Origin of the sequence: Dietzia timorensis (assembly GCF_001659785.1) — a bacterium.
GTDB lineage: Bacteria > Actinomycetota > Actinomycetes > Mycobacteriales > Mycobacteriaceae > Dietzia > Dietzia timorensis.
Map to the genome: position 1 here is coordinate 864,186 of NZ_CP015961.1, position 24,984 is coordinate 889,169.

Here is a 24,984-nt window from a genome sequence, read left to right on the forward strand (position 1 = left end):
CGGGCGAGAAAATGTTGACGATTTCAAGCGCCGAACACGCGCGAGGCGCTTTCGAACCGCCGAGCTGTGGCACGTAACCTGTAGGGCATGCCAAAAAACCCGAGACGGGGCGGCCTCATCGCTGCCGACCCGGCCCAAAAGGGGCATTCGAAAGTAACCGGTTACGTAGCGGCCGCCTTTGGGCTCATCGGGATCCTTCTGGCCATCGTCGTTCCAATGCTGCCGGTCCTGCAGACCACGTCGAACGTGTCGTGGCCACAGGACGAGGACGTCAATCCCGTGACGCTCCCGCTCGTCGCGTACTACCCGCAGAACATCGACATCACCGTGCCGTGCTCGGCGGTCGGCGAGCTCGAAGACTCCGAGGGCAACGTCCTCGTATCGACCGCCCCGGCGGAGGCCCAGGACGCGAGCGCTCGCGGTCTGTCCGTGGCCGTCGCCGGGTCCCAGGTCGAGGTGCGTACGCGCAACGCGCTCATTGCGACGGCTCCGCTCTCCGACGTCACGGGCAGTGCGTGTTCGCAGATCCGGGTGCATTCGGACGCGAATCTCACAGTTGCCGAGTTTGTCGGGATGCAGAACGACGATGGTGAGCCGTACGCCGGATCGACGCAGGACGACGTGCGCCCGCAGGTCGTCGGCATCTATTCGGACCTGCAGGGGAGCGTGCCCGAGGGGCTCGCTGTCGACGTCGAGGTCGACTCACGCTACACGACCGATCCGACGCTGCTCAAGAAGATCGCGATCGTGCTGGGCATAGCGATGGTGATGGCCTCGCTCGTCGCCCTGCACAGGCTCGACATGCGCGATGGGCGCCGGGCGAGACGCTTCGCGCCGAAGGGCTGGTGGAAGCCGCGTCCGCTCGATCTGCTCGTCATGGCCACGTTGCTGCTGTGGCACTTCATCGGCGCGAACACTTCCGATGACGGCTACATCCTTACCGAGGCGCGCTCCGCGGTGTCGTCGGGATACATGCCGGAGGTGTTCCGCTACTTCGGCGCCCCGTATGCGCCTTTCGGGATGCCGTATTACATCTACACGTTCATCAGCCAGTTCACGCTGGCCAGCGTGTGGTTACGCCTGCCGACGCTACTGCTCGGCTTTGCCACCTGGTTCCTCATCTCCCGTGAGGTGATTCCGCGTCTCGGCGTCGCCGCGCGCAATCATGCGGCGGTGCGATGGACGGCCGCCGCCGTGTTCCTCGCCTTCTGGCTGACGTACAACAATGGCATCCGCCCCGAGCCGATCGTGGCGTTCGGCGTCATCGCCACATGGGTGTCGCTCGAGCGAGCGCTGGCCACCGGCAGACTGCTACCCGCCGCATTCGCATTCATCGCAGGCGCCCTCACCTTGTCCGCCGCGCCGACGGGGACGTTCTGTATCGCCGCGATCATCGCGGCCTCCAGGCCGCTGCTCGTGCTCATCGTGCGCCGCGCGAAACGGGACGGGTGGCTCGCGACGATCGCGCCGCTCGGCGCCGCGGGTCTCGCGGTGCTGCATCTCATCTTCCTCGACCAGCCACTCAAGGGGACGCTGCAGTCCTCTTCGCTGCTCGGCCAGGTCGGGCCGAAGGGGGAGTGGTACGAGGAGTACTGGCGCTACCAGTGGCTGCTCCAGCCGGACCCCGACGGCTCGCTCGCGCGCCGCTTCGCGATGCTCGCGCTGCTGCTCGCGCTCGTCGTGTGCGGGATCATCTTGTTCCGTAAGGCGCGGATCCCCGGCGTCGCGCTCGGTCCGAGTCGCCGAATCCTCGGACTCGCGGTGCTCTCGATCGCGTTCATGGCGTTCAACCCGACGAAATGGACTCACCATTTCGGCGCGTTCGCGTCGATCGGGGCGTTGTTGGGTGCTCTGGTCACCCTGGCGATCTTGCCCGCGGCGACGAGATCGCTGCGCAACCGTGCGCTGTTCTTCGCCGCCGTATTCTTCGTGTTGGCGCTGAGCTTCACAGCGCCGAACGGCTGGTGGTACATCTCGATCTACGGCATCCCGTGGGGCGGCATGGCGCCGACGATCGCCGGCATCGAGCTGTACAAGGTCTTCTTCGGCCTGATGTTCCTCACGCTCGCCGCGGCGCTGTTCCTGCATTATCGCGAGGCGTTCATCGCACCGAGCGATCCGTCGCCCGAGCCGCAGGGCAAATTCAGGTCGCTCGTTCGCGAGGTGTCGCAGGCCCCGCTCGGCCTCGCCGCCGGTTTCGTCGTGCTCGTCATTGTCGCCTCGATGTTCTACGCGGTGCGCGTCCAATCGCCGGGCTATTCGGTCGCCCAGCAGAACTGGCGCGGCATCCAGGGCGAGGAATGCGGCATCGCCGATGCGGTACTCGCCGAACCGGATCCCAACCAGGGCATGCTGACGCCGGTCGCAGGAGAGCCCGGAGAGGGCCTCGAAGCGTCGAACGAAGCGGATGCCTTTACGCCGAATGGCATTCCCAGCGACCTGTCCTCGAGCGAAGACGCGGACGAAAGCACGGGCGGGCCGCGGACCGAGGAGTCCCGGGACGACACGACGACGACCGCCGGTACCGGTGGCGGTACGTCCGCGGTCGAGGGCATCAACGGTTCGCGCACCAAGCTTCCGTTCGGTCTCGATCCCGAGACCACACCGGTCCTCGGCTCGTATCAGTCCGGCGCGGTCCAGATCTCCGGTTCGATGGAAACCGGCTGGTACGAGCTCCCCGCTCCCGCCGAGCGTGGCCCGCTTCTGTCCATCGCGGCGGCCGGGCAGTTCTCGAAGAAGGCCGTCCACATCGAGTACACCACCGAACCGGACGCAGGGCCGGAGGCGGAAGCCGCGGGCGAGGTCTCGCCCATCGACGTCGGCCCGGCGCCGTCGTGGCGGAACCTTCGTGTGCCGTTCGACAAGATCCCGCCGGAGGCAACTGCGGTCCGCGTGGTCGCAGAGGACAACAACGCCGACCCCGACTGGTGGATCGCCCTCACACCTCCGCGTATCCCGGTCACCGAGACCATGCAGGAGCTCGTGGGCGACACCGCGCCGGTGCTACCCGATTGGGCGGTCGCGTTCCATGTCCCATGCGTGCGTCCCTTCGAGGAATTCGCGGGCGTGCACGAGCTGCCCGAGTACCGCATCCTCCCGGACCGCGGCCTCGCTGCGGTCACGGACAATTGGCAGGGCTGGGACGGCGGCGGTCCGCTCGGCTTTATCGAGCTCACCCAGGAAGGCGAGACCGTTCCGACGTACCTCGACAACGACTGGGACAGGGACTGGGGTTCGCTCGTGCGCTACACCCCGCTGGTGCCCGAGGCCGAGCCCGCCGAGGTCGACTTCGGCGAGGTCACGCGGTCGGGTCTGTGGGATGGCGGACCATTGGCGAAGTAAGCGCCTAGTATCGGCCCTACCACTTCCCGGCCAACGGGCGGCGGCCGGCGCGCGTCAGAATGCGCCGGCGCGCCGCAACGAAAGGAAATGCGATGTCGAACAGCGCCCAGGAGCGGACCTTCGAGACCATCCTCGTCGAGGTGAACGGAAGGGTCGCGACCGTCACGATCAACCGCCCAGACAAGCTCAACGCGCTCAACACCACGGTGCAGCGCGAGATGGCCGAGGCCGTCGAGGCGCTCGACGTCGATCCGGGTATCGGCGCGATCATCGTCACCGGGTCGAAGAAGGCGTTCGCCGCGGGCGCAGACATCGCCGAGATGGCCGAGCTCGAATACCCGGGGACATTCACCGAGGATTTCATGGGAAACTGGTCGCGACTCACTCGTGCGCGCACGCCACTCATCGCCGCGGTGTCCGGCTACGCGCTCGGCGGCGGCTGCGAGGTCGCGATGATGTGCGACATCATTATCGCCGCAGATAATGCCAAGTTCGGCCAGCCGGAGATCAACCTCGGCGTCATCCCCGGTATGGGCGGTTCCCAGCGACTGACCCGCGCGGTCGGGCAGTACAAGGCGATGGACATGATTCTCACCGGGCGCACCATCGGCGCAGAGGAGGCCGAGCGCGCGGGGCTCGTATCGCGCATCGTGCCCACCGACGACTTGCTCGCCGAGGCCACGAAGGTCGCCGAGACCATCGCTTCGAAGTCGAAGTACTCGGCGATGGTTGCGAAACGGGTTACCGCCAGAGCGCTGCAGACCACGCTCGCCGAGGGGCTCGAATACGAACAGGCGAACTTCTACGCCATGTTCGGCACGCCAGACCACAAGGAAGGTATGACGGCGTTCAACGAAAAGCGCGAGCCGAAGTGGGATCGCTAGTGCCCCAGGACGCGTGGTCGCCGACCGCCAGGGAGCCCGGTGACCCGCTCGAGGTGCTCGTGCTCACCGGGTTTCTCGGCGCCGGCAAGACCACACTGTTCAACTACCTGCTCTCCGGGCTCTCCGGGCTGCGGGTCGCGGCGGTAGTCAATGATTTCGGCGCGGTAGAGGTCGACGCGCTGTCGGTCGCGGGGCGGGTGGATTCGACGATCTCACTCGCCGGCGGCTGCATGTGTTGCGAGATCGATATCACCGAGATCGACACGGCACTTGCGGACCTCGCGGCCCCCGAGCACGGCCTCGACCTGGTCGTCATCGAGGCGTCGGGGCTGGCCGAGCCCGAGGTCCTCGCGACGCTCGTGCGCCGGCAGCCGCGTGACCTGATCTCCTACGGCGGGCTCGTCAACGTCGTCGACGGCGTGCACGTGCGCTCGACGATCGAGCGCCACCCACAGCTGGCCAGGCACCTGTCGATTTCGGATCTTCTGGTGCTGACCAAGACCGATCTGCTCGACGCGGACGCATACGCAGAGGTCCGCGAGTTCCTGCGCGGACAGGCCCCGCGCACGCCGCTCACAAGTGCGGTACGCGGGCACGTCGACATGCGCCTTCTGTTCGGCGCCGGCACGCAGGGCGGCGCAGCCCGGGGGAGCGTGGACCACCCGGGTGATGGACACGGCGCACACGAACACGAACACGAACACGGACACATCCACGATGCGTACTCCTCGTGCGTCCTCGCCCCAGAGCGGCCGCTTCACCCGCGCCGATTCCTGCATGCAGTCTCCGCACTGCCCGATGGCGTCTTCCGCGTGAAGGGCACGATCGTCCTCGCCGCCGAAGACGGCCGCTGGACCTACGAGATGAGCAAAGTCGGCGACATGCTCGATGTGCGTTCCCGGGGACGAAGCGAGGCGGGCGATTCCACGCAGGTCGTCGTCATCGGAATCGATCTGCCAGGGGACACAGAGGGCTCCTTCGACGCTGCGCAACTGGGCCCGACCGAACACGTCCGCCACGAGGACTCGCTCGTGCTGGAGCCCTACCTCGTCGCACCGGAGTCCGCGACGGACACCGAGGGGTGGATTTACGACGACGATCGCGCCACCCCCGTCACCGGAGCAGCGACGATGCTTTCTGATCCCGAGGACCCGGACTCTCAGGATCCCGCAAACACCCCCTGACTTAGGCAACGCTAAGCAATAAGCTGCGCTTTTGTTTCCGGATCTATCTATATGTGGGGGCATTATCGGAGTGGCATGAGGCAAACATAAGAAAAATTGCCACACGTCAACCCGATGTTTTGTGCGGGGGTAGTCCTCCCCCTATAGTGGGTACCGAAGGGCCTTCCGCCGGTGGTTGAAAATCTCGCCATCTCGGGTCGGAAGTGTTTCGAGGGAGTCGCAATGAGTGATACGCGAACCGGCCTGTCCGCAGGCGCACGAGCCCGGAAGGATCGGGACCGCGCAGCCGTGCGGGCTGCTCTTGAAGACCTCCGGAAGAACACCGGGGTGTTGATCGTCTTCGGTGGCTACGTCACCGATAGCAAGGTGCTCCACCTCTGCGAGTCCATCGGATTCAGCTCTATCAAGGACCTCAATGTCGAGGTGCAGCCCGGCAGTGGTGTCGGTGGCCGCGTCGTCTCCACGGGCAAGCCATTCGGTGTCACAGAGTACTTGCGCTCGGGCGTAATCAGTCACGAGTACGACGACCTCGCGCGGCAGGAAGGCATTCGTTCCCTCGCCGCCATCCCGGCGATCGTCGGTGACTCGGTTCGCGCAGTGCTCTATGTCGCAATGCGAACCAATGTCCGCTTCGGTGAGAAGGCGCTCGCGGAGATGACGTCGGTCGGCCGCCGCCTCGAGCAGCACCTCGCTGTCGCCGACGCGCTGGACGGCGGCGGTGCCGGCCGCACGGGCTCTGTCCGCGCGGTCCCCAGCTCGCTGGGGGCGGATTCGCCCGATGCCGGCTCGTCCTCCTCGGAGTTCGATGCGGCACTCATCCACGAGCGGATGCGCGAAACCCACGCCAAGCTCCGCGTGCTGTCCTCGCGCACCGAGGATCCGTTGACGCGGATGGAACTCGAGTCGATCGCCGCGGACCTCGTAGCGCCGACCTCGTCGGTGACGGCGGCGAAGCTCGCGCGCCGCGAGCTCGACGTGCTCGCCTGCGTCGCTCAGGGCAAGACCAATATCGAGACCGGCCAGATCATGGGTATCGGCGCCGAGACCGTGAAGAGCTACCTGCGCTCGGCGATGCGCAAGCTCGACGCGCACACTCGGTACGAGGCGGTCAACGCAGCCCGTCGCATCGGCGCGCTTCCGTAGGTCGGGGCGCGAGGCGCGCCCACCGCGCCTCGGGTTCGAGAACGACGAGGGGCGAAGATCCAGCTAGTGAGATCTTCGCCCCTCCGCCGTCATTTCCGGATGTTATTCCTTGGTGCGGTTGCCGCCGGGGGACCAGAGAACATCCTCGCCGTCGTTGGCGACGCGGCACAGGACGAACAGGAGATCCGAGAGCCGATTGAGATACTTTGCCGGCAGCGCCGAGGTCGTCTCGGGATTCTCGCGCGCCGCGGTCCAGGCGCTGCGCTCGGCGCGGCGGCACACCGTGCGGGCGAGATGGAGGTGTGCGGCGAGCGGGGTGCCCCCGGCGAGGATGAAGGAATTCAGCGGTTCGAGGGAATCGTTGTACTCGTCGATCCAACCCTCGATCCTCGTGATGTACTCCGGCGTGATGCGCAACGGCGGGTACTTCGGCTCGGCCTCGACCGGTGTCGACAGGTCCGCGCCGGCGTCGAAGAGGTCGTTCTGCACGGCGAGGAGACGATCGCGAATCCCCGGATCGGGGTCGCCGGTGGCCACGGCGATGCCGATCGCCGCACCGGTTTCGTCGCAGTCTGCGTACGCGGTCAGCCGGGCATCGTCCTTGGCCACGCGCTCGAAATTCGACAGTCCGGTCGTGCCGTCGTCGCCGGTACGGGTGTAGATGCGTGTCAGATGAACAGCCATGTCTAGGACGATACCCGCGCCCGAGATCGCGACGGGGCCACGATTTCTAATAGTGTGTACAGCGTGAGTAGCGCTGCAGGGCAAATGTCTCAAAGCTTTTTCGTACAGGGCGGGGTGCGGCTGGCCGGCGAGATCCCGGTCACCGGCGCGAAGAACAGTGTTCTCAAATTGATGGCGGTGGCGCTCATGGCGCCGGGCCGCACGACGCTGACGAACTGCCCGGACATCGCCGACGTTCCGGCGATGGCGAAGGTCCTCCGCCTCCTCGGCTGTGAGGTCGAGGTGTCGGGCGATGTCGTGACGATCGATACGCCCGAGGAGATCTCGAATGAGGCGACCGATAAGTCGGTGCAGAAGCTGCGCGCCTCGGTGTGTGTCCTCGGTCCGCTCGTGGGGCGCACCGGTGGCGCGGTAGTCGCTATGCCCGGTGGCGATGCGATCGGTAACCGCCCACTCGATATGCACCAGCGCGGGCTGAATCATCTCGGCGCGGAGACGCATATGGACCATGGCCGGGTCGTGGCACGCGCCGAGAAGCTCGTCGGCTCCGAGTACAAGCTCAGTTTTCCGTCGGTGGGTGCCACGGAAACCTTTGTCACCGCTGCGGTTCTCGCCGAAGGGAAATCCGTCCTATATAACGCTGCGCGCGAGCCGGAGATCATCGATATCTGCGATCTGCTCTCCGAAATGGGTGCGAAGATCTCCGGTGCCGGAACCAACGTCATCGAGATCGAGGGCGTCGATTCGCTCTCGCCGGTCTCGCATCGGGTGATCGGCGACCGGATCGTCGCGGCGACGTGGGTGTTCGCCTCGCTGATGACGCGCGGCGACGTCACCATCACGGGAGTGGACCCCATGCATGTACACGTTCCCCTCGAGCGCCTCCGGGGAGTAGGCGCGGAAATCGAAGTGGGGGAGAACCGCATCCGAGTGGTGCAGGAGGGGCGTCCGCAGTCCATTCACACGCAGACGATGCCGTATCCCGGTTTTCCCACCGACCTCCAACCGATGGCGATCGCCCTCGCCGCGGTCTCCGAGGGGATGAGCGTGGTCACCGAGAACATCTTCGAGTCCCGCTTCCGATTCGTCGAGGAGATGGTGCGGATGGGTGTGGACGCGGAGACCGATGGTCATCACGCGCGAATCGTCGGTCGCGCACGGCTCGACTCGGCGACGGTGTGGGCGTCCGATATTCGCGCCGGCGCCGGCCTGGTCCTCGCCGCGATGTGCGCGGACGGTGAGTCCGAGGTGTGCGAGGTGCACCATATCGACCGGGGTTATCCGGCGTTCGTCGAGAATGTGCGCAGCCTCGGCGGGATAATTCGCCGCGAGGACACCGAATAGCAACCTCGGGCCGCGACGAAGGTGTCGTCGGGGTGAACTGCCCCAGTGCAGTCACTGTCGAACTGCACTTTCACAGCGGGCCGCCCCGGCTGTTCGCCGCACTCACTATGTTCTTGCAGGTGGCAGGGTTTTTACCCTGCCACTTTCGTCATTTATGACGCCGGAGGCCCCGCGCACCCTCCGCCCACGAGGCCTTAGCCCCTCTGGGGAGCGGTGATTCCGCGCCCTTCTCCGAGAACGCGAATATCTGTGTGACCAGGCGATTTGGCTTGTTGTTTGGAAGTGTGTAACTTAGTTGAGGCCGCAAGGGAGCGGGGCGAGATTCCAGAAGGGATCGGGTCCTTCTCGCCACACAAACGGGAGCCGACTATTCAGTCCGACTCGCCGACGGAGAAACGGTTTGCGTAACTCCGATCGGATGAGCTAGGCTGGGGGAGTTGCTTCCGGGAGGTTGCGGCGGCCGGGAATGCGGGTTGGCCAGCGGTTTTGTTGGTTGATTGTGTTTCTGGGTGGTGTTTGAGAACTCAACAGTGTGTCTATGTAGTGATAGTGCCAAATTATTTTTTTGGTTGTCATCTCCTGTTTTTCCTCGTTTAGCGGGGGGTGACGTTTTTTATACAGGCCAGTTTTGGTTTGTTTTTTGGTTAGGGTTTGCTCTTTCTATATGGTTTAGAGCTTTTATGGAGAGTTTGATCCTGGCTCAGGACGAACGCTGGCGGCGTGCTTAACACATGCAAGTCGAACGGTAAGGCCCTTCGGGGTACACGAGTGGCGAACGGGTGAGTAACACGTGGGTAATCTGCCCTGCACTTCGGGATAAGCCTGGGAAACTGGGTCTAATACCGGATATTCAGCTTCTGCCGCATGGTGGTTGTTGGAAAGTTTTTCGGTGCAGGATGTGCCCGCGGCCTATCAGCTTGTTGGTGGGGTAATGGCCTACCAAGGCGACGACGGGTAGCCGGCCTGAGAGGGTGATCGGCCACATTGGGACTGAGACACGGCCCAGACTCCTACGGGAGGCAGCAGTGGGGAATATTGCACAATGGGCGCAAGCCTGATGCAGCGACGCCGCGTGAGGGATGACGGTCTTCGGATTGTAAACCTCTTTCGGCAGGGACGAAGCGCAAGTGACGGTACCTGCAGAAGAAGCACCGGCCAACTACGTGCCAGCAGCCGCGGTAATACGTAGGGTGCGAGCGTTGTCCGGAATTACTGGGCGTAAAGAGCTCGTAGGCGGTTTGTCGCGTCGTCTGTGAAATCCTACAGCTTAACTGTGGGCGTGCAGGCGATACGGGCAGACTTGAGTACTACAGGGGAGACTGGAATTCCTGGTGTAGCGGTGAAATGCGCAGATATCAGGAGGAACACCGGTGGCGAAGGCGGGTCTCTGGGTAGTAACTGACGCTGAGGAGCGAAAGCATGGGTAGCGAACAGGATTAGATACCCTGGTAGTCCATGCCGTAAACGGTGGGCGCTAGGTGTGGGTTTCCTTCCACGGGATCCGTGCCGCAGCTAACGCATTAAGCGCCCCGCCTGGGGAGTACGGCCGCAAGGCTAAAACTCAAAGGAATTGACGGGGGCCCGCACAAGCGGCGGAGCATGTGGATTAATTCGATGCAACGCGAAGAACCTTACCTGGGCTTGACATATACAGGACGACGGCAGAGATGTCGTTTCCCTTGTGGCTTGTATACAGGTGGTGCATGGTTGTCGTCAGCTCGTGTCGTGAGATGTTGGGTTAAGTCCCGCAACGAGCGCAACCCTTGTCTCATGTTGCCAGCAATTCGGTTGGGGACTCGTGAGAGACTGCCGGGGTCAACTCGGAGGAAGGTGGGGATGACGTCAAATCATCATGCCCCTTATGTCCAGGGCTTCACACATGCTACAATGGCCGGTACAGAGGGCTGCGATACTGTAAAGTGGAGCGAATCTCTTAAAGCCGGTCTCAGTTCGGATTGGGGTCTGCAACTCGACCCCATGAAGTCGGAGTCGCTAGTAATCGCAGATCAGCAATGCTGCGGTGAATACGTTCCCGGGCCTTGTACACACCGCCCGTCACGTCATGAGAGTCGGTAACACCCGAAGCCGGTGGCCTAACCCTTGTGGGGGGAGCCGTCGAAGGTGGGATCGGCGATTGGGACGAAGTCGTAACAAGGTAGCCGTACCGGAAGGTGCGGCTGGATCACCTCCTTTCTAAGGAGATCTTTTTCAAGATCGTTCTTGAATTTATTGGCCATACCATCTGACGCCGTGTGGTGTTGGTGGTGGTTTCACGCGTGCTCATCGCGTGGCCCTTTGTGGTGGCCTTGGGTGGAACACTTATCACGTAACACGGTTCGTTTCGTGTGTCGCGTTGAGGAACGCGTACACAGTGATCGGTTGTGTGCATGGATGCGCTGTTGGGTGTCTGAGACACCACCTGCATGAATGGCCCTTTTGTGGGTGTTTGTGTGGTTTGTCTCGTTGGCATCATTGATTCAGCCTGCGCTGGTGGCGTGGGTGTTGGTTGGTGGTGTTGTGGTGTTTGAGAACTGTACAGTGGACGCGAGTATCTTTCTTTATTGTGTGTTTTGTAAGTGTGTAAGGGCACACGGTGGATGCCTTGGCATCGAGAGCCGATGAAGGACGTTGGAGGCTGCGATAAGCCTCGGGGAGTTGCCAACCGAGCTGTGATCCGAGGATGTCCGAATGGGGAAACCCAGCACCAGTGATGTGGTGTTACCCGCGCCTGAATATATAGGGCGTGTGGAGGGAACGCGGGGAAGTGAAACATCTCAGTACCCGCAGGAAGAGAAAACAATAGTGATTCTGTTAGTAGCGGCGAGCGAACGCGGATCAGGCTAAACCGTGCGCGTGTGATACCTGACAGGGGTTGCGCGTGCGGTGTTGTGGGAGCGAGTGTCCAGTAGCTGTTGATGCTGGCGTGGATGCGTGCGCGTTAGGTGAATGGCTTGGAATGGCCGGCCGTAGAGGGTGAGAGTCCCGTAACTGAAAACATTGCTGTGACGCGATCTTGTCACCCGAGTAGCAGCGGGCCCGTGAAATCTGCTGTGAATCTGCCGGGACCACCCGGTAAGCCTAAATACTTCTCGATGACCGATAGCGGATAAGTACCGTGAGGGAAAGGTGAAAAGTACCCCGGGAGGGGAGTGAAATAGTACCTGAAACCGTGTGCTTACAATCCGTCAGAGCCTTTTGGGGTGATGGCGTGCCTTTTGAAGAATGAGCCTGCGAGTTAGTGGTATGTCGCGAGGTTAACCCGTTGTGGGGAAGCCGTAGCGAAAGCGAGTCTGAATAGGGCGACCCAGTGGCATGCTCTAGACCCGAAGCGGAGTGATCTACCCATGGCCAGTGTGAAGCGACGGTAAGACGTCGTGGAGGCGCGAACCCACTTAGGTTGAAAACTGAGGGGATGAGTTGTGGGTAGGGGTGAAAGGCCAATCAAACTCCGTGATAGCTGGTTCTCCCCGAAATGCATTTAGGTGCAGCGTCGCGTGTTTCATCGTGGAGGTAGAGCTACTGGATGGCCGATGGGCCCTACCGGGTTACTGACGTCAGCCAAACTCCGAATGCCATGTATGTGAGAGCGCGGCAGTGAGACTGTGGGGGATAAGCTTCATAGTCGAGAGGGAAACAGCCCAGATCGCCGGCTAAGGCCCCTAAGCGTGTACTAAGTGGAAAAGGATGTGGGATCGCTGAGACAGCCAGGAGGTTGGCTTAGAAGCAGCCACCCTTGAAAGAGTGCGTAATAGCTCACTGGTCAAGTGGTCCTGCGCCGACAATGTAGCGGGGCTCAAGTACACCGCCGAAGCCGCGGCAGTCGAACATATACCCTCCTGCGGGCAGGGGTTCGGCTGGGTAGGGGAGCGTCGTGTGGGCATAGAAGCGCCGGAGTGATCTAGGTGTGGAGCCCACACGAGTGAGAATGCAGGCATGAGTAGCGAATGACGAGTGAGAAACTCGTCCGCCGAATGACCAAGGGTTCCTGGGTCAAGCTAATCTGCCCAGGGTGAGTCGGGACCTAAGGCGAGGCCGACAGGCGTAGTCGATGGACAACGGGTTGATATTCCCGTACCCGTGTGTGCGCGCCCATGGTGAATCAGTGATACTAACCGCCCTGAATGTTCTAGAACACCCTTCGGGGTGTCGTGGACTGGATGCGCGGGACCTGAACTGGTAGTAGCCAAGCGATGGGGTGACGCAGGAAGGTAGCTGTGCCAGCCGATGGTTGTGCTGGTGTAAGCGTGTAGCACTGGTAGTAGGTAAATCCGCTGCCTTGATGTGTGAGACGTGATGCGTACCCGTTGTGGGGAAGTCAGTGATCCTATGCTGCCGAGAAAAGCCTCTAGTGAGTTCACACATGGCCCGTACCCCAAACCAACACAGGTGGTCAGGTAGAGAATACCAAGGCGATCGAGAGAACTGTGGTTAAGGAACTCGGCAAAATGCCCCCGTAACTTCGGAAGAAGGGGGACCACGGCTGGTGACCTGCTTTACGCAGTGAGCTGGTGGTGGTCGCAGAGACCAGAGAGAAGCGACTGTTTACTAAAAACACAGGTCCGTGCGAAGACGTAAGTCGATGTATACGGACTGACGCCTGCCCGGTGCTGGAAGGTTAAGAGGACCGGTTAGCGGGGTAACCTGCGAAGCTGAGAATTTAAGCCCCAGTAAACGGCGGTGGTAACTATAACCATCCTAAGGTAGCGAAATTCCTTGTCGGGTAAGTTCCGACCTGCACGAATGGCGTAACGACTTCTCTGCTGTCTCAACCACAGACTCGGCGAAATTGCACTACGAGTAAAGATGCTCGTTACGCGCGGCAGGACGAAAAGACCCCGGGACCTTTACTATAGCTTGGTATTGGCGTTCGGTTCGGTTTGTGTAGGATAGGTGGGAGACTGTGAAACATGCGCGCCAGCGTGTGTGGAGTCGTTGTTGAAATACCACTCTGATCGTATTGGATGTCTAACCTCGGCCCATCATCTGGGTTAGGGACAGTGCCTGGTGGGTAGTTTAACTGGGGCGGTTGCCTCCCAAAGAGTAACGGAGGCGCCCAAAGGTTCCCTCAGCCTGGATGGCAATCAGGTGTTGAGTGCAAGTGCACAAGGGAGCTTGACTGCGAGACGTACATGTCAAGCAGGGACGAAAGTCGGGACTAGTGATCCGGCACCGGCAAGTGGAAGCGGTGTCGCTCAACGGATAAAAGGTACCCCGGGGATAACAGGCTGATCTTCCCCAAGAGTCCATATCGACGGGATGGTTTGGCACCTCGATGTCGGCTCGTCGCATCCTGGGGCTGGAGTAGGTCCCAAGGGTTGGGCTGTTCGCCCATTAAAGCGGCACGCGAGCTGGGTTTAGAACGTCGTGAGACAGTTCGGTCTCTATCCGCCGCGCGCGTAAGAAACTTGAGGAAGGCTGTCCCTAGTACGAGAGGACCGGGACGGACGAACCTCTGGTGTGCCAGTTGTTCCGCCAGGAGCATCGCTGGTTAGCTACGTTCGGAAGGGATAACCGCTGAAAGCATCTAAGCGGGAAGCCTGTTCCAAGATGAGGTTTCTCACCCTTTTACGGGTTAAGGCCCCCCACAGACCATGGGGTTGATAGGCCAGAACTGGAAGCGCAGCAATGTGTGGAGGTGACTGGTACTAATCGGCCGAGGACTTACACACACAAGTAACTTGTAATTGATACACGCGTCCACTGTGCAGTATCTGAAACACCACACCACACATGGTTTGCGTGTGTGGCTGCCTGTTTCACCTTGTTTCGGTGGCTATAGCGGCAGGGAAACGCCCGGTCCCATTCCGAACCCGGAAGCTAAGCCTGCCAGCGCCCATGGTACTGCAACCGAGAGGTTGTGGGAGAGTAGGACACCGCCGAACTAAAATTGAACTAAGGCCCAGAGCAATCGCTCTGGGCCTTAGTCGTATGTGTATGTCTATGTCTGTTGCCTATGACTTGTCGCCGAAGGGGTCGATTGCTGCGAATACCTGCTCGAGAGCCATGCCCTCCATGAATCCTGAAGGTGCTTGTTTGCTGTGCGAGGCAGAACTCCCACACCAGAGTGCGACATATTCGGATCCGTGTTTCAGATCCAGCGATAGCGCTGAGGCGCGAAGCGGCTTTGTCATTTGATTGTTGTAGGGATAGGCGGCCGGTGCGTTCTGTGTGGCCAGAACGAATCTGTTGATGACCCCGCGTGCGGGTCGGCCGGAGAATCCTCGGGTGAACTGGGTCGTCGATTCGCCTTTCGAATCGAAGTGTTGTTTGACGCCGTAGCGGTGCGGCGCGCTAGTTCCTGCCTCTGGTGTATTGAGCAGCGCGGTGCCCAATTGAACGGCGTCTGCGCCGGCCTCGAGGGCGGCGCGCGCGTCGACCGCTGAATGGATTCCTCCGGTGGCGACTATCGGGACATCGTCGAGCTCGGCACGGATCGCCTGGGTCAGGTCGACAGTGGTACGACCGATAGGTTCGTCGGCGATAGAGAAGGTGCTCTGATGCCCACCGGCCTCTGACCCTTGCGCGATGAGGATGTCGGCTCCACGTTCTCGGGCATCCCGAGCATCGTTCACTGTGGTGACCATTATTGCGATCTCGGTGCCGACGTCATGTAGTCGGCGGACGATTTCCGCATCGGGCAGGCCGAAGGTAAACGACACCAGAGGAACTGGGTTCTTGCACAGGTAGTCGATTTTTCCGGCGTAGTCGTTGTCGGTGAAGCTTGCCGGCGCGGGACCGTCGAGACCGGCGGCCATTGCAATTCGCTCGAGTGTCCTGGCGAACCCGTCTATCTCGACGTCGGTGGTGGCGCTGCGTGCGTCGTCATACTGGGTGATGAATAGGTTGACCCCGAAGAGCTCGGTGCCGGCACTCCGTACGGCTCCGATGTCGCTGCGAAGATCGTCGACGGATTGGTATCCGGCGGCGAGGAAACCGATACCCCCGGCCTTGGCCGCGGCGGTGACGAGTGCGGCTGTCGTGGGGCCTCCGGCCATGGGTGCGGCGATGATTGGAATACTCAGTGCGCTGAGAATTGATCGTGGAGTCGACAAGATGTGCGCCTTTCCTTCCTCGGTCGCCTAACGCGCGGCCGGGCGCAGCCGGGGCCGATGAGTATGTATCGTGTTTGAGCTCCACGATACGACTTCCCGAGTCGTGTTCGGTGTCCCGGAATTCGCCGTCGAGTGGCGGGCCATTACCGTAAACTAGAACACGTTGCATTTTTCGCAGAACGCGTCTGCCCCACCGGAAGGCTGTGGAGAACCATATGACGAGCACGCACGTACCCGAAGCGTTTATCTATGACGCAATTCGTACCCCGCGCGGCAAGGGGAAGCCGGGCGGATCGCTGTACACGGTCAAACCGATAGATCTCGTAGTCGGACTGATCGAGGAGATCCGACAGCGGTTCCCGGACCTGGACGAGGACCGAATTTCGGACATCATTCTCGGAATCGTTACGCCGATCGGCGACCAAGGTATGGACCTGCCGCGGATCGCTGCCCTCGCAGCGAAGATGCCGGATACCGTTGCCGGGGTACAGATCAACCGCTTCTGCGCATCGGGCCTATCAGCTGTGAACATGGCTGCGGCGAAGGTTCGCTCCGGCTGGGACGAGCTCGTATTCGCGGGCGGCGTCGAGTCTATGTCTCGCGTACCGATGGGGACCGATGGCGGTTCATGGGCGACCGACCCCGTGACGAACTACGAGACGTATTTCTCGCCGCAGGGCGTGGGCGCGGACCTCATCGCCTCGATTGAGGGCTTCGACCGCGAGCGTGTGGACGCCCTTGCCGTGCGCTCCCAGGAATTCGCCAAGCGGGCGTGGGACGAAGGACGCTTCGATCGCTCCGTTGTTCCTGTGCGCGACCGCAATGGTCTGCTCCTGCTCGACCGGGATGAGCATATGCGCCCGGGCGCGACGGTGGAGTCGTTGTCGGCGTTGAAGCCTTCGTTCAAGATGGCCGGCGAAATGGGCGGTTTCGATGCGGTGGCGCTACAGAAGTATCACTGGGTCGATGAGATCGAGCACGTGCATCACGCCGGCAATTCTTCCGGGATCGTCGATGGTGCCGCGCTTGTCGTTGTCGGAAGCGAAAAGGCCGGTAATGACATGGGGATGGAGCCGCGCGCCCGCGTCGTTTCGCAGGCGACGTCCGGAGCAGATACGACGATCATGCTCACCGGGCCGACCCCGGCGGCGAAGAAGGCGCTCGCGATGGCGGGGCTGGAACCGGAAGACATCGATATCTGGGAAATCAATGAGGCGTTCGCCTCCGTGGTCTTGCGTTTCCAGAAGGACATGAACATCCCCGATGAGAAACTCAACCCCAACGGCGGCGCCATCGCGATGGGACATCCGCTCGGAGCGACCGGCGCGATGATCCTCGGCTCGACCATCGACGAGCTCCACCGCACGGGCGGCAAACGCGCCCTCGTCACACTGTGCGTCGGCGGCGGCATGGGCGTCGCCACCATCATCGAGCGGGTCTGACCGCTTCCACCAACACGCGAATTCACTACCTCGGGAGATTTACTACTGATGAGTACCAATATTTTCGGGTGGGAGCAGGACTCCGACGGCATAGTCGTTCTCACCATCGACGACCCCGATCATGGCGCCAACACCATGAACGATGCGTTCCGTTCCTCGCTCGACGAGACGCTCGATCGCCTGGAGAAGGAGGTCGACCAGATCACCGGCGTCGTCCTCACCTCAGGAAAGAAATCGTTCTTCGGCGGCGGCAACCTCAATAACATCATGGCTATCGGCCCGGACGAGGCCGAGAAGATCATGGAACAGACGAGCTACATGAAGGGCCAGCTCCGCCGGCTGGAGACCTTCGGCAAGCCGGTCGTCGCTGCGCTCAACGGTGCCGCGATGGGCGGGGGGTTCGAGCTGGCGCTTGCGTGCCACTACCGCGTCCTGGCGAATGTGCCCGGCGCGAAGGTCGGGCTACCGGAGGTCACTCTCGGGCTGCTTCCCGCCGGTGGCGGCATCGTTCGTCTGGTGCGTATGTTCGGCATCCAGAAGTCGATCGCGGAGTTCCTCACCTCTGGTCGTTCGTTCAGCCCGGACAAGGCTCTGGACAAGGGGCTCGTCGACGAGGTTGTCGATGAGGTCGACGGGCTGGTGCCCGCGGCGAAGAAGTGGCTCGCGACAAATCCGAGCGCGGAGAAGCCCTGGGACAAAAAGGGCTTCAAGATTCCAGGTGGAACGGTCGACGATCGCCCGGTGAGCTCGATCCTTCCCTCGGTTCCGGCGAACCTGCGCAAGAAGCTCGGCGGTCAGCCGAACCCGGCCCCGCTGGCGATCATGGCCGCTGCAGTCGAGGGGTCGCAGGTGGACTTCGAGGCTGCCTCGCTCATCGAGTCGCGCTATTTCGCCTCGCTCGCGACCGGTCCGGTGTCGAAGAACATGATCCAGGCGTTCTTTTTCGACATGCAGCATCTGTCTTCCGGCGGCGCCCGACCGAAGGCGGCTGACGGATCCGACATCCCGAAGACACAGTTCACCAAGGTGGGCGTGCTCGGTGCAGGCATGATGGGCGCAGGTATCGCTTACGTCTGCGCGAAGGCCGGGATCGACGTCGTGCTCAAGGACGTGTCCACCGAGGGCGCGGAGAAGGGCAAGGGATACGCGGAGAAACTCGAGGCCAAGGCCCTCGAGCGCGGGCGAACGTCGCCGGAGAAGTCCGAGAAGCTGCTCGCACGGATCACGCCCACCGCGGACCCGGAGGATCTCGCGGGCTGCGACGTCGTCGTCGAGGCGGTCTTCGAATCCCCGGACTTGAAGAAGAAGGTGTTCGCCGAGATCGAGGACGTCGTCGATCCGGACGCACTTCTCGGGTCGAACACCTCGACGCTGCCGATCACCGACTTGGCGACAGGGGTGAAGAAGCAGGAGAACTTCATCGGGATCCACTTCTTCTCGCCGGTGGACAAGATGGCGCTTGTCGAGATCATCAAGGGAGAAAAGACGACACCGGAGACCCTGGCGAAGGCCATCGACCTCACCCTTGCGATCCGGAAGACTCCGATCGTGGTCAATGACTCCCGCGGTTTCTACACCTCGCGAGTCATCGGTACGTTCGTCAACGAGGCGATTGGCATGCTTGACGAAGGTATCGACCCGGCGACGATCGAGCAGGCGGGACGCCGCGCGGGCTATCCGGCAGCCCCTTTGCAACTGTCGGACGAGCTGAACCTCAATCTCATGGTGAAGATCCGCCAATCGTCGCGCGAGGCCGCCGAGGCCGAAGGCATCGAGTATAAGCCCACCTCCTCCGATCGGGTCGTGCTCAAGATGGTCGAGGAGATCGGTCGCACGGGCCGAGCGGGAGGTGCGGGCTTTTACGACTATGTCGATGGAAAACGCACCGGACTGTGGTCGGGCCTACGGGAGGCCTTCTCGACGAAGGGTGAGGATTCTCCACCGATGCAGGATCTCGTCGACAGGATGCTGTTCGCCGAGGCGCTCGAAACGCAGAAGTGCTTCGACGAGGGCGTTATCGTCGACGACGCCGATGCGAACGTAGGCTCCATCATCGGCATCGGATACCCGGCGTGGACCGGCGGCACCCGCCAGTACGTCAAGAATTATGCCGGTGTCGGGGGCACAGGCGTCGCAGGATTCGTCGCGCGGGCGGAGGAACTCGCCGGCAAGTACGGCGAGCGGTTCGCCCCGCCGGCCTCGCTCACCGAGCGCGCTGCCGGAGAGGGGAACGCCGACGGCTCGACCACCCCGTAGAGGGCGTGGTACTCAGAAAAACATAAAGTTATGACGGCGGAGCTGCCCTCCCCCGAGGAGGAAGAGCAGCTCCGCCGTCATATGGTGGGGTTTCTAGAGGAGGCGGCGATAGACGTCGGCCGTCGCGGCACCGGCCGCCTCCCACGTGAGCTGCGCGCTGCGCGCCGCGGCCGACGCGAGCAGGTTGTCGCGGCGGTCGCCATCTTCGAGGGCCACGCGGAGGGCCTCAGCCCACATTTCGGGATCGAGACCGGAGACGACGATCGCACCGTCTCCGCATGCTTCGGCGATCGCGCCGACGTCACTGGCGACGACGATCGCTCCGCACGCCATGGCCTCGACGGGCGGGAGCCCGTAGCCCTCGTATGAGGACGCGTAAGTCACGACATCGGCCGCCCGGTAGAGCGCCGGTACATCGTCCATGTCGACGTAGCCGAGGCCGATGGTGCCCAATGGGCGATCGACGCCGTCGGTTCCCGCTCCGGCGAGGACGAGAGGGACGTTGGCGTCGGGGATCTGTTCGAGTGCCTCGGCGACGATGTCGGGACGCTTGCGCGGCTCGAGAGTCGCGAGCTGGAAGGCGAATCGATCGGGGAGCGAGTATTTGGCGCGCACGTGGGCGACTTCGTCGTCGGAGGGGATGCGCGCCCAGGGCGCGGGCGCAAGGGTGATGACCGTGCTCTCCCTGCCTGTGAGATCGCGGACGCGGTCTGCCGTGAATGGAGACACGGCGATGACTTCGTCGGCGCGACGAAGGTTTCTCCGCAACAGTGCCTGCTCGCCCCGCGCCCTGACTTTGCTCATCGCCCAGGGGGTGTCGAATGCGGACATGTCGTGGACAGTGCTCACGGTCGCGCCCTTTTGTGCGAACGGCAGGTCGACGTCGAGACCGTGAAAGATGTCAGCGCCGGGCACAGGCCGCAGCCCTTCGGCTGCGCGGCGGATCCCCGAGTTGATCGGTCGGCTGATGTGCCTCCATCCCTCCGGGAGCTCGGAGGCCGCGTCGGATTGAGCAACGACGGAGTAGGTCCAGTCCCGCGCTGGAGACTGTGCCGAGGCGATCGCTTCCATCAGTTCGCGCTGGTAGGTTTGCACGCCGCTGCCGCCCGGGCGAAGGGCGATGGCGCCGAATACGATGTTGGCCGTCATGCTCCGCTTCCTGTGAAGACTGCTTTGAAAGTGCTCAAAACTATCTTCACATCCAACCAGAACGACCAGTTCTCGATGTAGAAGTTATCGAACATGGCGCGCTCGCGGATGCTGGTGTCCCCGCGAAGCCCGTTGATGGCAGCGAGGCCGGTGAGCCCGACCGGGACCCGGTGCCGGGAGTGGTAGCCGTGGTAGACCTTGCTGAACTTGCTCACGAAGTGTGGGCGTTCGGGACGAGGTCCGACCACAGCCATATCGCCCCGGAGGACGTTGTAGATCTGCGGCAACTCATCGAGCGAGTACTTGCGCATGAACGCCCCAAGCGGAGTCATGCGTGGATCCGCGGCGCCGTTCCAATTGGTGTTGGTCTCTTCGGTCTTCGCCGGGCGCATGGAGCGGAACTTGAGTAGCTCGAATTCATGGCCGTCCTGACCGATACGGATCTGCTTGAACAGGATCGGGGCGTTGCGGTCCTCGAGCTTTACGAGAAGTGCCATTAGCGCGAGCACCGGCGAGAGGGCAATCAGTGCAAGACCCGAACATGCCGCGTCGAAAGGGCGCTTTAGCTTCCAGGTGAAGGACCGATGGGCCGCACGTCGCATTCGGATGAGAGGCGTTGTTTTGACCCGGTCCATCGATCCCTGAACACCGACGTAGTCGAAAAGGCGAGGAACGATGAAGACCTCGGCATCTTCGCGGACGCATGCTCGGAGGAAATCGAGGACCTCACGATCGTCATAGTCGGAAAATCCGATGATGACGGTTTTGGCATCGTATTCGCGAACGAGGTTGACGATGCTGCCGTTAATATCGGTGATCGGAAGGTTCAATTCGGCGGCGTCCGTGCGTTTGCGGCGGTCGGCAAATGCCACCGGTTCGAGGCCGTATTCGGGCGCGTTGATGAGCGTCTTGGCCAGGTCGACAGACGCTGTACCTGCGCCGACGATGAGCGTTCGGTGCCGGTAGCCCGCACTTTTCCTTCTCCGCAGACGAAGGATCGGAATGACTATCATCCGGGAAAGGATGAGAGCAGAAGCGACGACTGCACACACCTTGACGACCTGACCGATCGACCAGTTGCTATTGGTGAGAACTACGGCGGCGAAGGTGACACCGACACCTGCGAAGACTGCGCGGGGTGCAGAATCCAGCACCGACAACGTGAGCTGGTGTCGATACAGGTTAGGGACCAGCTCAAGTCCCACGACGATAACCAGTGCCGTTATCACGGGACTTTGAGCTGGCACGGCGAAGCACACGGCTAGAACGAGGAGAGCATCGACGACCCTGTGCCAGATGTCGAGCATGTAAAGCGGCGTGATGTGCCGACTGCGCTGATGGCGGAGTTGGTCCTTATCGTCATCAGTTAGCGGCGTGAGCTGCTGATCGATACTCGCGTCACTGGTGGGTGGGGCAGCGCTCGATGATTGCGCGTTCAGCTTTTCATCGTCCAGCTGAAAGATCGACATGAAACACCCCCTTCGTTGATGGCGTCAGCGCTGCTGGGTTCCACTGGGTCGCGCCCACATCGCTCCGAATCGGCGGTGGGGTTAATCGACCACGCCACCAGGCGGAGTCGCGCCGCGCAGTTAGCACCGCAGCATCTGAACGTTTGATAGGAACCAGCCTAATCAAGGCAACGGTATCGTCAAGGCTTGCAAACAAACTAGCGGTATTTTATAAAGTTGATTGGAAACTTACGGTTCTGTTTACTACTATGCGTCGTACTGATTTTGTAGCTGACCTCAAGTCAAGAACTAAGAGCGGTGAAATGATCTGCCTCGCTGGATAAGTCCCGCTGCCGGGCTGCTGTTGAGGGCCATGCGAACTGACTCAGAAACAAAATGGCGAACTTTTTGCCGAGGGTCTGTCGACGTCGCGTCAATTTTGTGAACTTCGCAACATGGTGCAGGCAGGAGGGTTTTTGGGGGATCGGTTGAGTCCGCCGGCGCCCGGGCTGTGACGCGATTCGCCTATTCCGAAATCGAACCGAGCGACCAGCGCGTATTGGCGCGCAGCAAGCGCATGGGTTCGCGATACGCGCGGTGCGAGATCGGAATCATGAGGAAAACGACATACCATTGGTACGGTAGCGTTCCGCGCGCGCGACTTTTGCCCGATGACGGGATAGGGCGTGCCTCGCATGCGACGAAATTCAGAGGCGTTGGTCTAGCTCGATCGATGCCATTTACACGGTTACGACGAGACCATTACAGGAACCCGCTCATGTATTCACACTCAAACGAGACGCTAGGTAGTGCCGTGCCCACCTACCTGTTCGTCAATGAGAATATCGGCGGACATCGTACTGTGCATGCAGCGTTGGAGAGGTGCTTTGGTGAGCGGTCGGACGTTCGGGTCGAATTCGTTCACGGACAGGGCCCGAGCTTGTTCGGAAAGATATTGCGGGCTCCGATCCCGGGGTTGGCGCGTTGGGACTTAGATCTGCAGCCACTTCGGGCGCAACTCGTGCACTCGTTTTCGATGCGCCGGAGAGTCTCGAAGGCTCTCGCTGGGCGGCGGATCGACGGGTTGCACATCTACACGCAGAACACATTTCTCGGTGGAGCGAAATTGCTCCGCGACTATCCGACCGTCATCACCACAGACAGCAGCGGGATGCTCAATGCGATGAGCATCCCGTACCGCACCCCAACCCGATTTACGAAGACAATGAGTCGGATCAGCCTGCTTTGGGAAAGGCCCGTTTTGGCCGCAGCCGACAAGATCTTCGCAAATTCCTTTCGGGTGCGTGACTCGCTACTTTCTTCCGACTATCGCGTACCGGCTGAGAAGATCGAGCGTCTGGAAATGGGGATCTGGTCACCATTCATCGACCACGAGCCCGAAACCCGACCGATGGGTCGGCGTCCCACAATCGTGTTCTCGGGTATTTCTCTCGAACGCAAGGGAGGCCTCATGCTGCTCGATCTATGGCGGAACGAACTCAAGAACGACGCCGACCTCCTACTTATCACCAAAGATCACGTCGAGCCTGAACACGGGCTTCGGGTCATCGATGACCTCCAGCCGGGCGATGAAAGATTGTGGACCTTGCTCGCCGAATCCGACATCATGTGCTTCCCGTCGCTCATTGACCAGGCGCCGAACGCGGTCCTTGAGGCTTCGTCCGCGGGACTGCCTGTGGTGAGCAACCCGATCGGAGCCATACCCGAGATGGTCATCGACGGCGAGACTGGTTTCTTGGTCGATTGCAAGAGTCCAGAAAGAGTTCTCGAAGCACTGAAGACACTGATACGTGACCCGGACTTGCGCCACCGTCTGGGCCATGCGGGGAGCCGACACGTGGCGCGCAACTACAGCATCCGCCGTTCGGCGGACACGATCATCAATGCACTTGACTCGGTGTCTGCCACAAGGTGCGACAAGGGGGAACGAGATGCGTTTTGAGCTTCGCGGAGATGTGGACGAGCGGTTGCTTGACCAGTGGTGGAGCCTTTGCGAAGAGGTTGGCGATACGTTTTCCGCGCGCCCCTCGTACGGGCTGAACTGGTTTCGCCGGCTGGGGAAGGGGGACCTCGCCATTGCTGCGGTATATGACGGTGACGCGCTGATGGCGCTCCTACCAATGCACGTGCGAAACCGGCTAGGGGTCAAGGTGCATCGCCTGCTCGGGCACGGTCTCGGCACGATAGGCGCGGTGCTTTTTCGGGATGAGCAAGCCCTGGCGGAACTGGTCGAAGGATTGCATACCAGTGTGAATCGGCTCCAGCTCTCGCACTTGCGCGCGGATGAGCCATTCCGCAAAGCGCTGAGAACTCATGGTGGGTGGGACATAGAATTCGACGTCGACGACTTCTGCCCCACTGTCTCTTTACCTCCGGGAAGCTCCGCCTCCACCTTGCGCAGCAAATCCTCGATCAAGCGGGCCCTGAGAATTCGCAGAACGCTTGAACGTGACGGACTGCCACTAGAGTTCGAGGTCGTCGATAATACGAAAACGTTCGACTCTCGATGGCACGACATCGTGCACACCGCGTCGGAGGCACAATCTTCGGAATTCGACTCGAGGCTCAACCTTTGCGCGGAGCCGTACGCAACTTTCACTCACGCATTTCTGCGCGAGGAAGCGGAGCGCGGACATCTTCTCGTCTGGGGGACAAGGTTTGACGGGCATTGGGCTGCACACTTTGTCACCATTCGCACGAATAATGTCATCCAGGCGTGGATCACCCGGTACGCGCCAGAAGTTGGACGGCACAGGCCTGGGCACCAAATGCTCCAGGAGATTTGCGATACCCACGACCAATACGGCGTAGTTGAGCTTGACCTTCTCATCGGGAGGAACCGGTACAAGTCTGACTGGCAAACCGGTGGCTACGAGGTTGGCACCTTGAACGCATCGCCGCGGAGCAAAAAGGTTCACAGACGATGGGCGGCAACGGTGGACCACGCCGCGAGCACCACAAAAGAAGTGGCATCGACAGTTGGCAGCGCGCTCGGTCGCGTGGGAGCTCGGAGCGGCGAATAGTGTCCGACAAAC

General features: G+C 61.6%; 13 protein-coding genes and 3 rRNA genes. 12 read left to right on the forward strand and 4 right to left on the reverse strand.

The genetic code is table 11. The features are described from left to right. Window positions 1-87: 87 nt before the first annotated feature. The 4 genes from BJL86_RS04000 (at window position 88) to BJL86_RS04015 (ending at window position 6,553) form a co-directional block, all read left to right on the forward strand. Window positions 88-3,342: an arabinosyltransferase domain-containing protein gene (locus tag BJL86_RS04000; protein ID WP_067476551.1), complete on the forward strand. Its 3,255-nt coding sequence runs from the start codon at window positions 88-90 to the stop codon at window positions 3,340-3,342. A gap of 92 nt (window positions 3,343-3,434) precedes the next feature. After that, entirely contained in the window at window positions 3,435-4,226 is a 792-nt protein-coding gene (locus BJL86_RS04005) for an enoyl-CoA hydratase-related protein (RefSeq protein WP_067476549.1), read from the forward strand. After that, entirely contained in the window at window positions 4,226-5,410 is a 1,185-nt protein-coding gene (locus tag BJL86_RS04010) for a CobW family GTP-binding protein (RefSeq protein ID WP_067476546.1), read from the forward strand. The genes BJL86_RS04005 and BJL86_RS04010 overlap by 1 nt, the downstream gene beginning before the upstream one ends. Window positions 5,411-5,632: 222 nt before the next feature. Further along, on the forward strand, window positions 5,633-6,553 hold the full coding sequence (locus tag BJL86_RS04015) for a LuxR C-terminal-related transcriptional regulator (protein WP_067476577.1): 921 nt from the start codon (window positions 5,633-5,635) through the stop codon (window positions 6,551-6,553). Window positions 6,554-6,655: 102 nt separating this feature from the next. On the opposite strand, the gene BJL86_RS04020 is transcribed toward BJL86_RS04015, so the two are convergent. After that, window positions 6,656-7,237 carry a cob(I)yrinic acid a,c-diamide adenosyltransferase gene (locus tag BJL86_RS04020; protein ID WP_067476543.1) on the reverse strand — a complete coding sequence of 194 codons (582 nt, stop codon included), beginning with the start codon at window positions 7,235-7,237 and terminating at the stop codon, window positions 6,656-6,658. An 84-nt stretch (window positions 7,238-7,321) separates the two neighbouring features. Here BJL86_RS04020 and murA point away from each other — a divergent pair, with 84 nt between their 5' ends. The 4 genes from murA to rrf all read left to right on the forward strand — a co-directional run bounded on the left by murA (window position 7,322) and on the right by rrf (window position 14,463). Continuing rightward, entirely contained in the window at window positions 7,322-8,581 is a 1,260-nt protein-coding gene (gene murA / locus BJL86_RS04025) for a UDP-N-acetylglucosamine 1-carboxyvinyltransferase (protein WP_067476540.1), read from the forward strand. A 677-nt stretch (window positions 8,582-9,258) separates the two neighbouring features. Further along, window positions 9,259-10,774: ribosomal RNA gene (locus BJL86_RS04030) — 16S ribosomal RNA — on the forward strand. A gap of 377 nt (window positions 10,775-11,151) precedes the next feature. Next, window positions 11,152-14,250, forward strand: a 23S ribosomal RNA gene (locus BJL86_RS04035). Window positions 14,251-14,346: 96 nt separating this feature from the next. Next, a 5S ribosomal RNA gene (gene rrf, locus BJL86_RS04040) occupies window positions 14,347-14,463 on the forward strand. The 16S, 23S and 5S rRNA genes sit together here, the layout of an rRNA operon. 69 nt (window positions 14,464-14,532) lie before the next feature. Here rrf and BJL86_RS04045 read toward each other — a convergent pair. After that, on the reverse strand, window positions 14,533-15,633 hold the full coding sequence (locus BJL86_RS04045) for a nitronate monooxygenase (RefSeq protein ID WP_075844829.1): 1,101 nt from the start codon (window positions 15,631-15,633) through the stop codon (window positions 14,533-14,535). Between the two features lie 215 nt (window positions 15,634-15,848). Here BJL86_RS04045 and BJL86_RS04050 point away from each other — a divergent pair, with 215 nt between their 5' ends. Both BJL86_RS04050 and BJL86_RS04055 read left to right on the forward strand, forming a co-directional pair. After that, window positions 15,849-17,075 carry an acetyl-CoA C-acetyltransferase gene (locus BJL86_RS04050; protein WP_067472276.1) on the forward strand — a complete coding sequence of 409 codons (1,227 nt, stop codon included), beginning with the start codon at window positions 15,849-15,851 and terminating at the stop codon, window positions 17,073-17,075. 48 nt (window positions 17,076-17,123) lie between these two features. Continuing rightward, window positions 17,124-19,331, forward strand: coding sequence for a 3-hydroxyacyl-CoA dehydrogenase NAD-binding domain-containing protein (locus BJL86_RS04055; RefSeq protein WP_067472273.1), 2,208 nt, complete (start codon window positions 17,124-17,126; stop codon window positions 19,329-19,331). A 93-nt stretch (window positions 19,332-19,424) separates the two neighbouring features. Here BJL86_RS04055 and BJL86_RS04060 read toward each other — a convergent pair whose 3' ends face one another. Then, a complete protein-coding gene (locus BJL86_RS04060) occupies window positions 19,425-20,480 on the reverse strand; it encodes a glycosyltransferase family 4 protein (protein ID WP_067472270.1) in 1,056 nt (351 codons plus the stop codon). Then, complete coding sequence (locus tag BJL86_RS04065) at window positions 20,477-21,949, reverse strand: sugar transferase (RefSeq protein WP_082908365.1); 1,473 nt, start codon at window positions 21,947-21,949, stop codon at window positions 20,477-20,479. The genes BJL86_RS04060 and BJL86_RS04065 overlap by 4 nt, the downstream gene beginning before the upstream one ends. A gap of 793 nt (window positions 21,950-22,742) precedes the next feature. Between BJL86_RS04065 and BJL86_RS16715 the strand changes: the two genes are divergently transcribed. Together BJL86_RS16715 and BJL86_RS04075 are read left to right on the forward strand one after the other, a co-directional pair. Beyond that, window positions 22,743-23,891 carry a glycosyltransferase family 4 protein gene (locus BJL86_RS16715; RefSeq protein ID WP_067472267.1) on the forward strand — a complete coding sequence of 383 codons (1,149 nt, stop codon included), beginning with the start codon at window positions 22,743-22,745 and terminating at the stop codon, window positions 23,889-23,891. Beyond that, entirely contained in the window at window positions 23,881-24,972 is a 1,092-nt protein-coding gene (locus BJL86_RS04075; protein WP_067472264.1) for a GNAT family N-acetyltransferase, read from the forward strand. The genes BJL86_RS16715 and BJL86_RS04075 overlap by 11 nt, the downstream gene beginning before the upstream one ends. Window positions 24,973-24,984: the final 12 nt, after the last annotated feature.

Coding starts and splice junctions, on each gene's coding strand:
- BJL86_RS04065 (WP_082908365.1), bottom strand. CDS start 21,949: ATGTCGATCTTTCAGCTGGACGATGAAAAGCTGAACGCGCAATCATCG.
- BJL86_RS04060 (WP_067472270.1), bottom strand. CDS start 20,480: ATGACGGCCAACATCGTATTCGGCGCCATCGCCCTTCGCCCGGGCGGC.
- BJL86_RS04055 (WP_067472273.1), top strand. CDS start 17,124: ATGAGTACCAATATTTTCGGGTGGGAGCAGGACTCCGACGGCATAGTC.
- BJL86_RS04075 (WP_067472264.1), top strand. CDS start 23,881: ATGCGTTTTGAGCTTCGCGGAGATGTGGACGAGCGGTTGCTTGACCAG.
- murA (WP_067476540.1), top strand. CDS start 7,322: ATGTCTCAAAGCTTTTTCGTACAGGGCGGGGTGCGGCTGGCCGGCGAG.
- BJL86_RS04020 (WP_067476543.1), bottom strand. CDS start 7,237: ATGGCTGTTCATCTGACACGCATCTACACCCGTACCGGCGACGACGGC.
- BJL86_RS04015 (WP_067476577.1), top strand. CDS start 5,633: ATGAGTGATACGCGAACCGGCCTGTCCGCAGGCGCACGAGCCCGGAAG.
- BJL86_RS04000 (WP_067476551.1), top strand. CDS start 88: ATGCCAAAAAACCCGAGACGGGGCGGCCTCATCGCTGCCGACCCGGCC.
- BJL86_RS04050 (WP_067472276.1), top strand. CDS start 15,849: ATGACGAGCACGCACGTACCCGAAGCGTTTATCTATGACGCAATTCGT.
- BJL86_RS04005 (WP_067476549.1), top strand. CDS start 3,435: ATGTCGAACAGCGCCCAGGAGCGGACCTTCGAGACCATCCTCGTCGAG.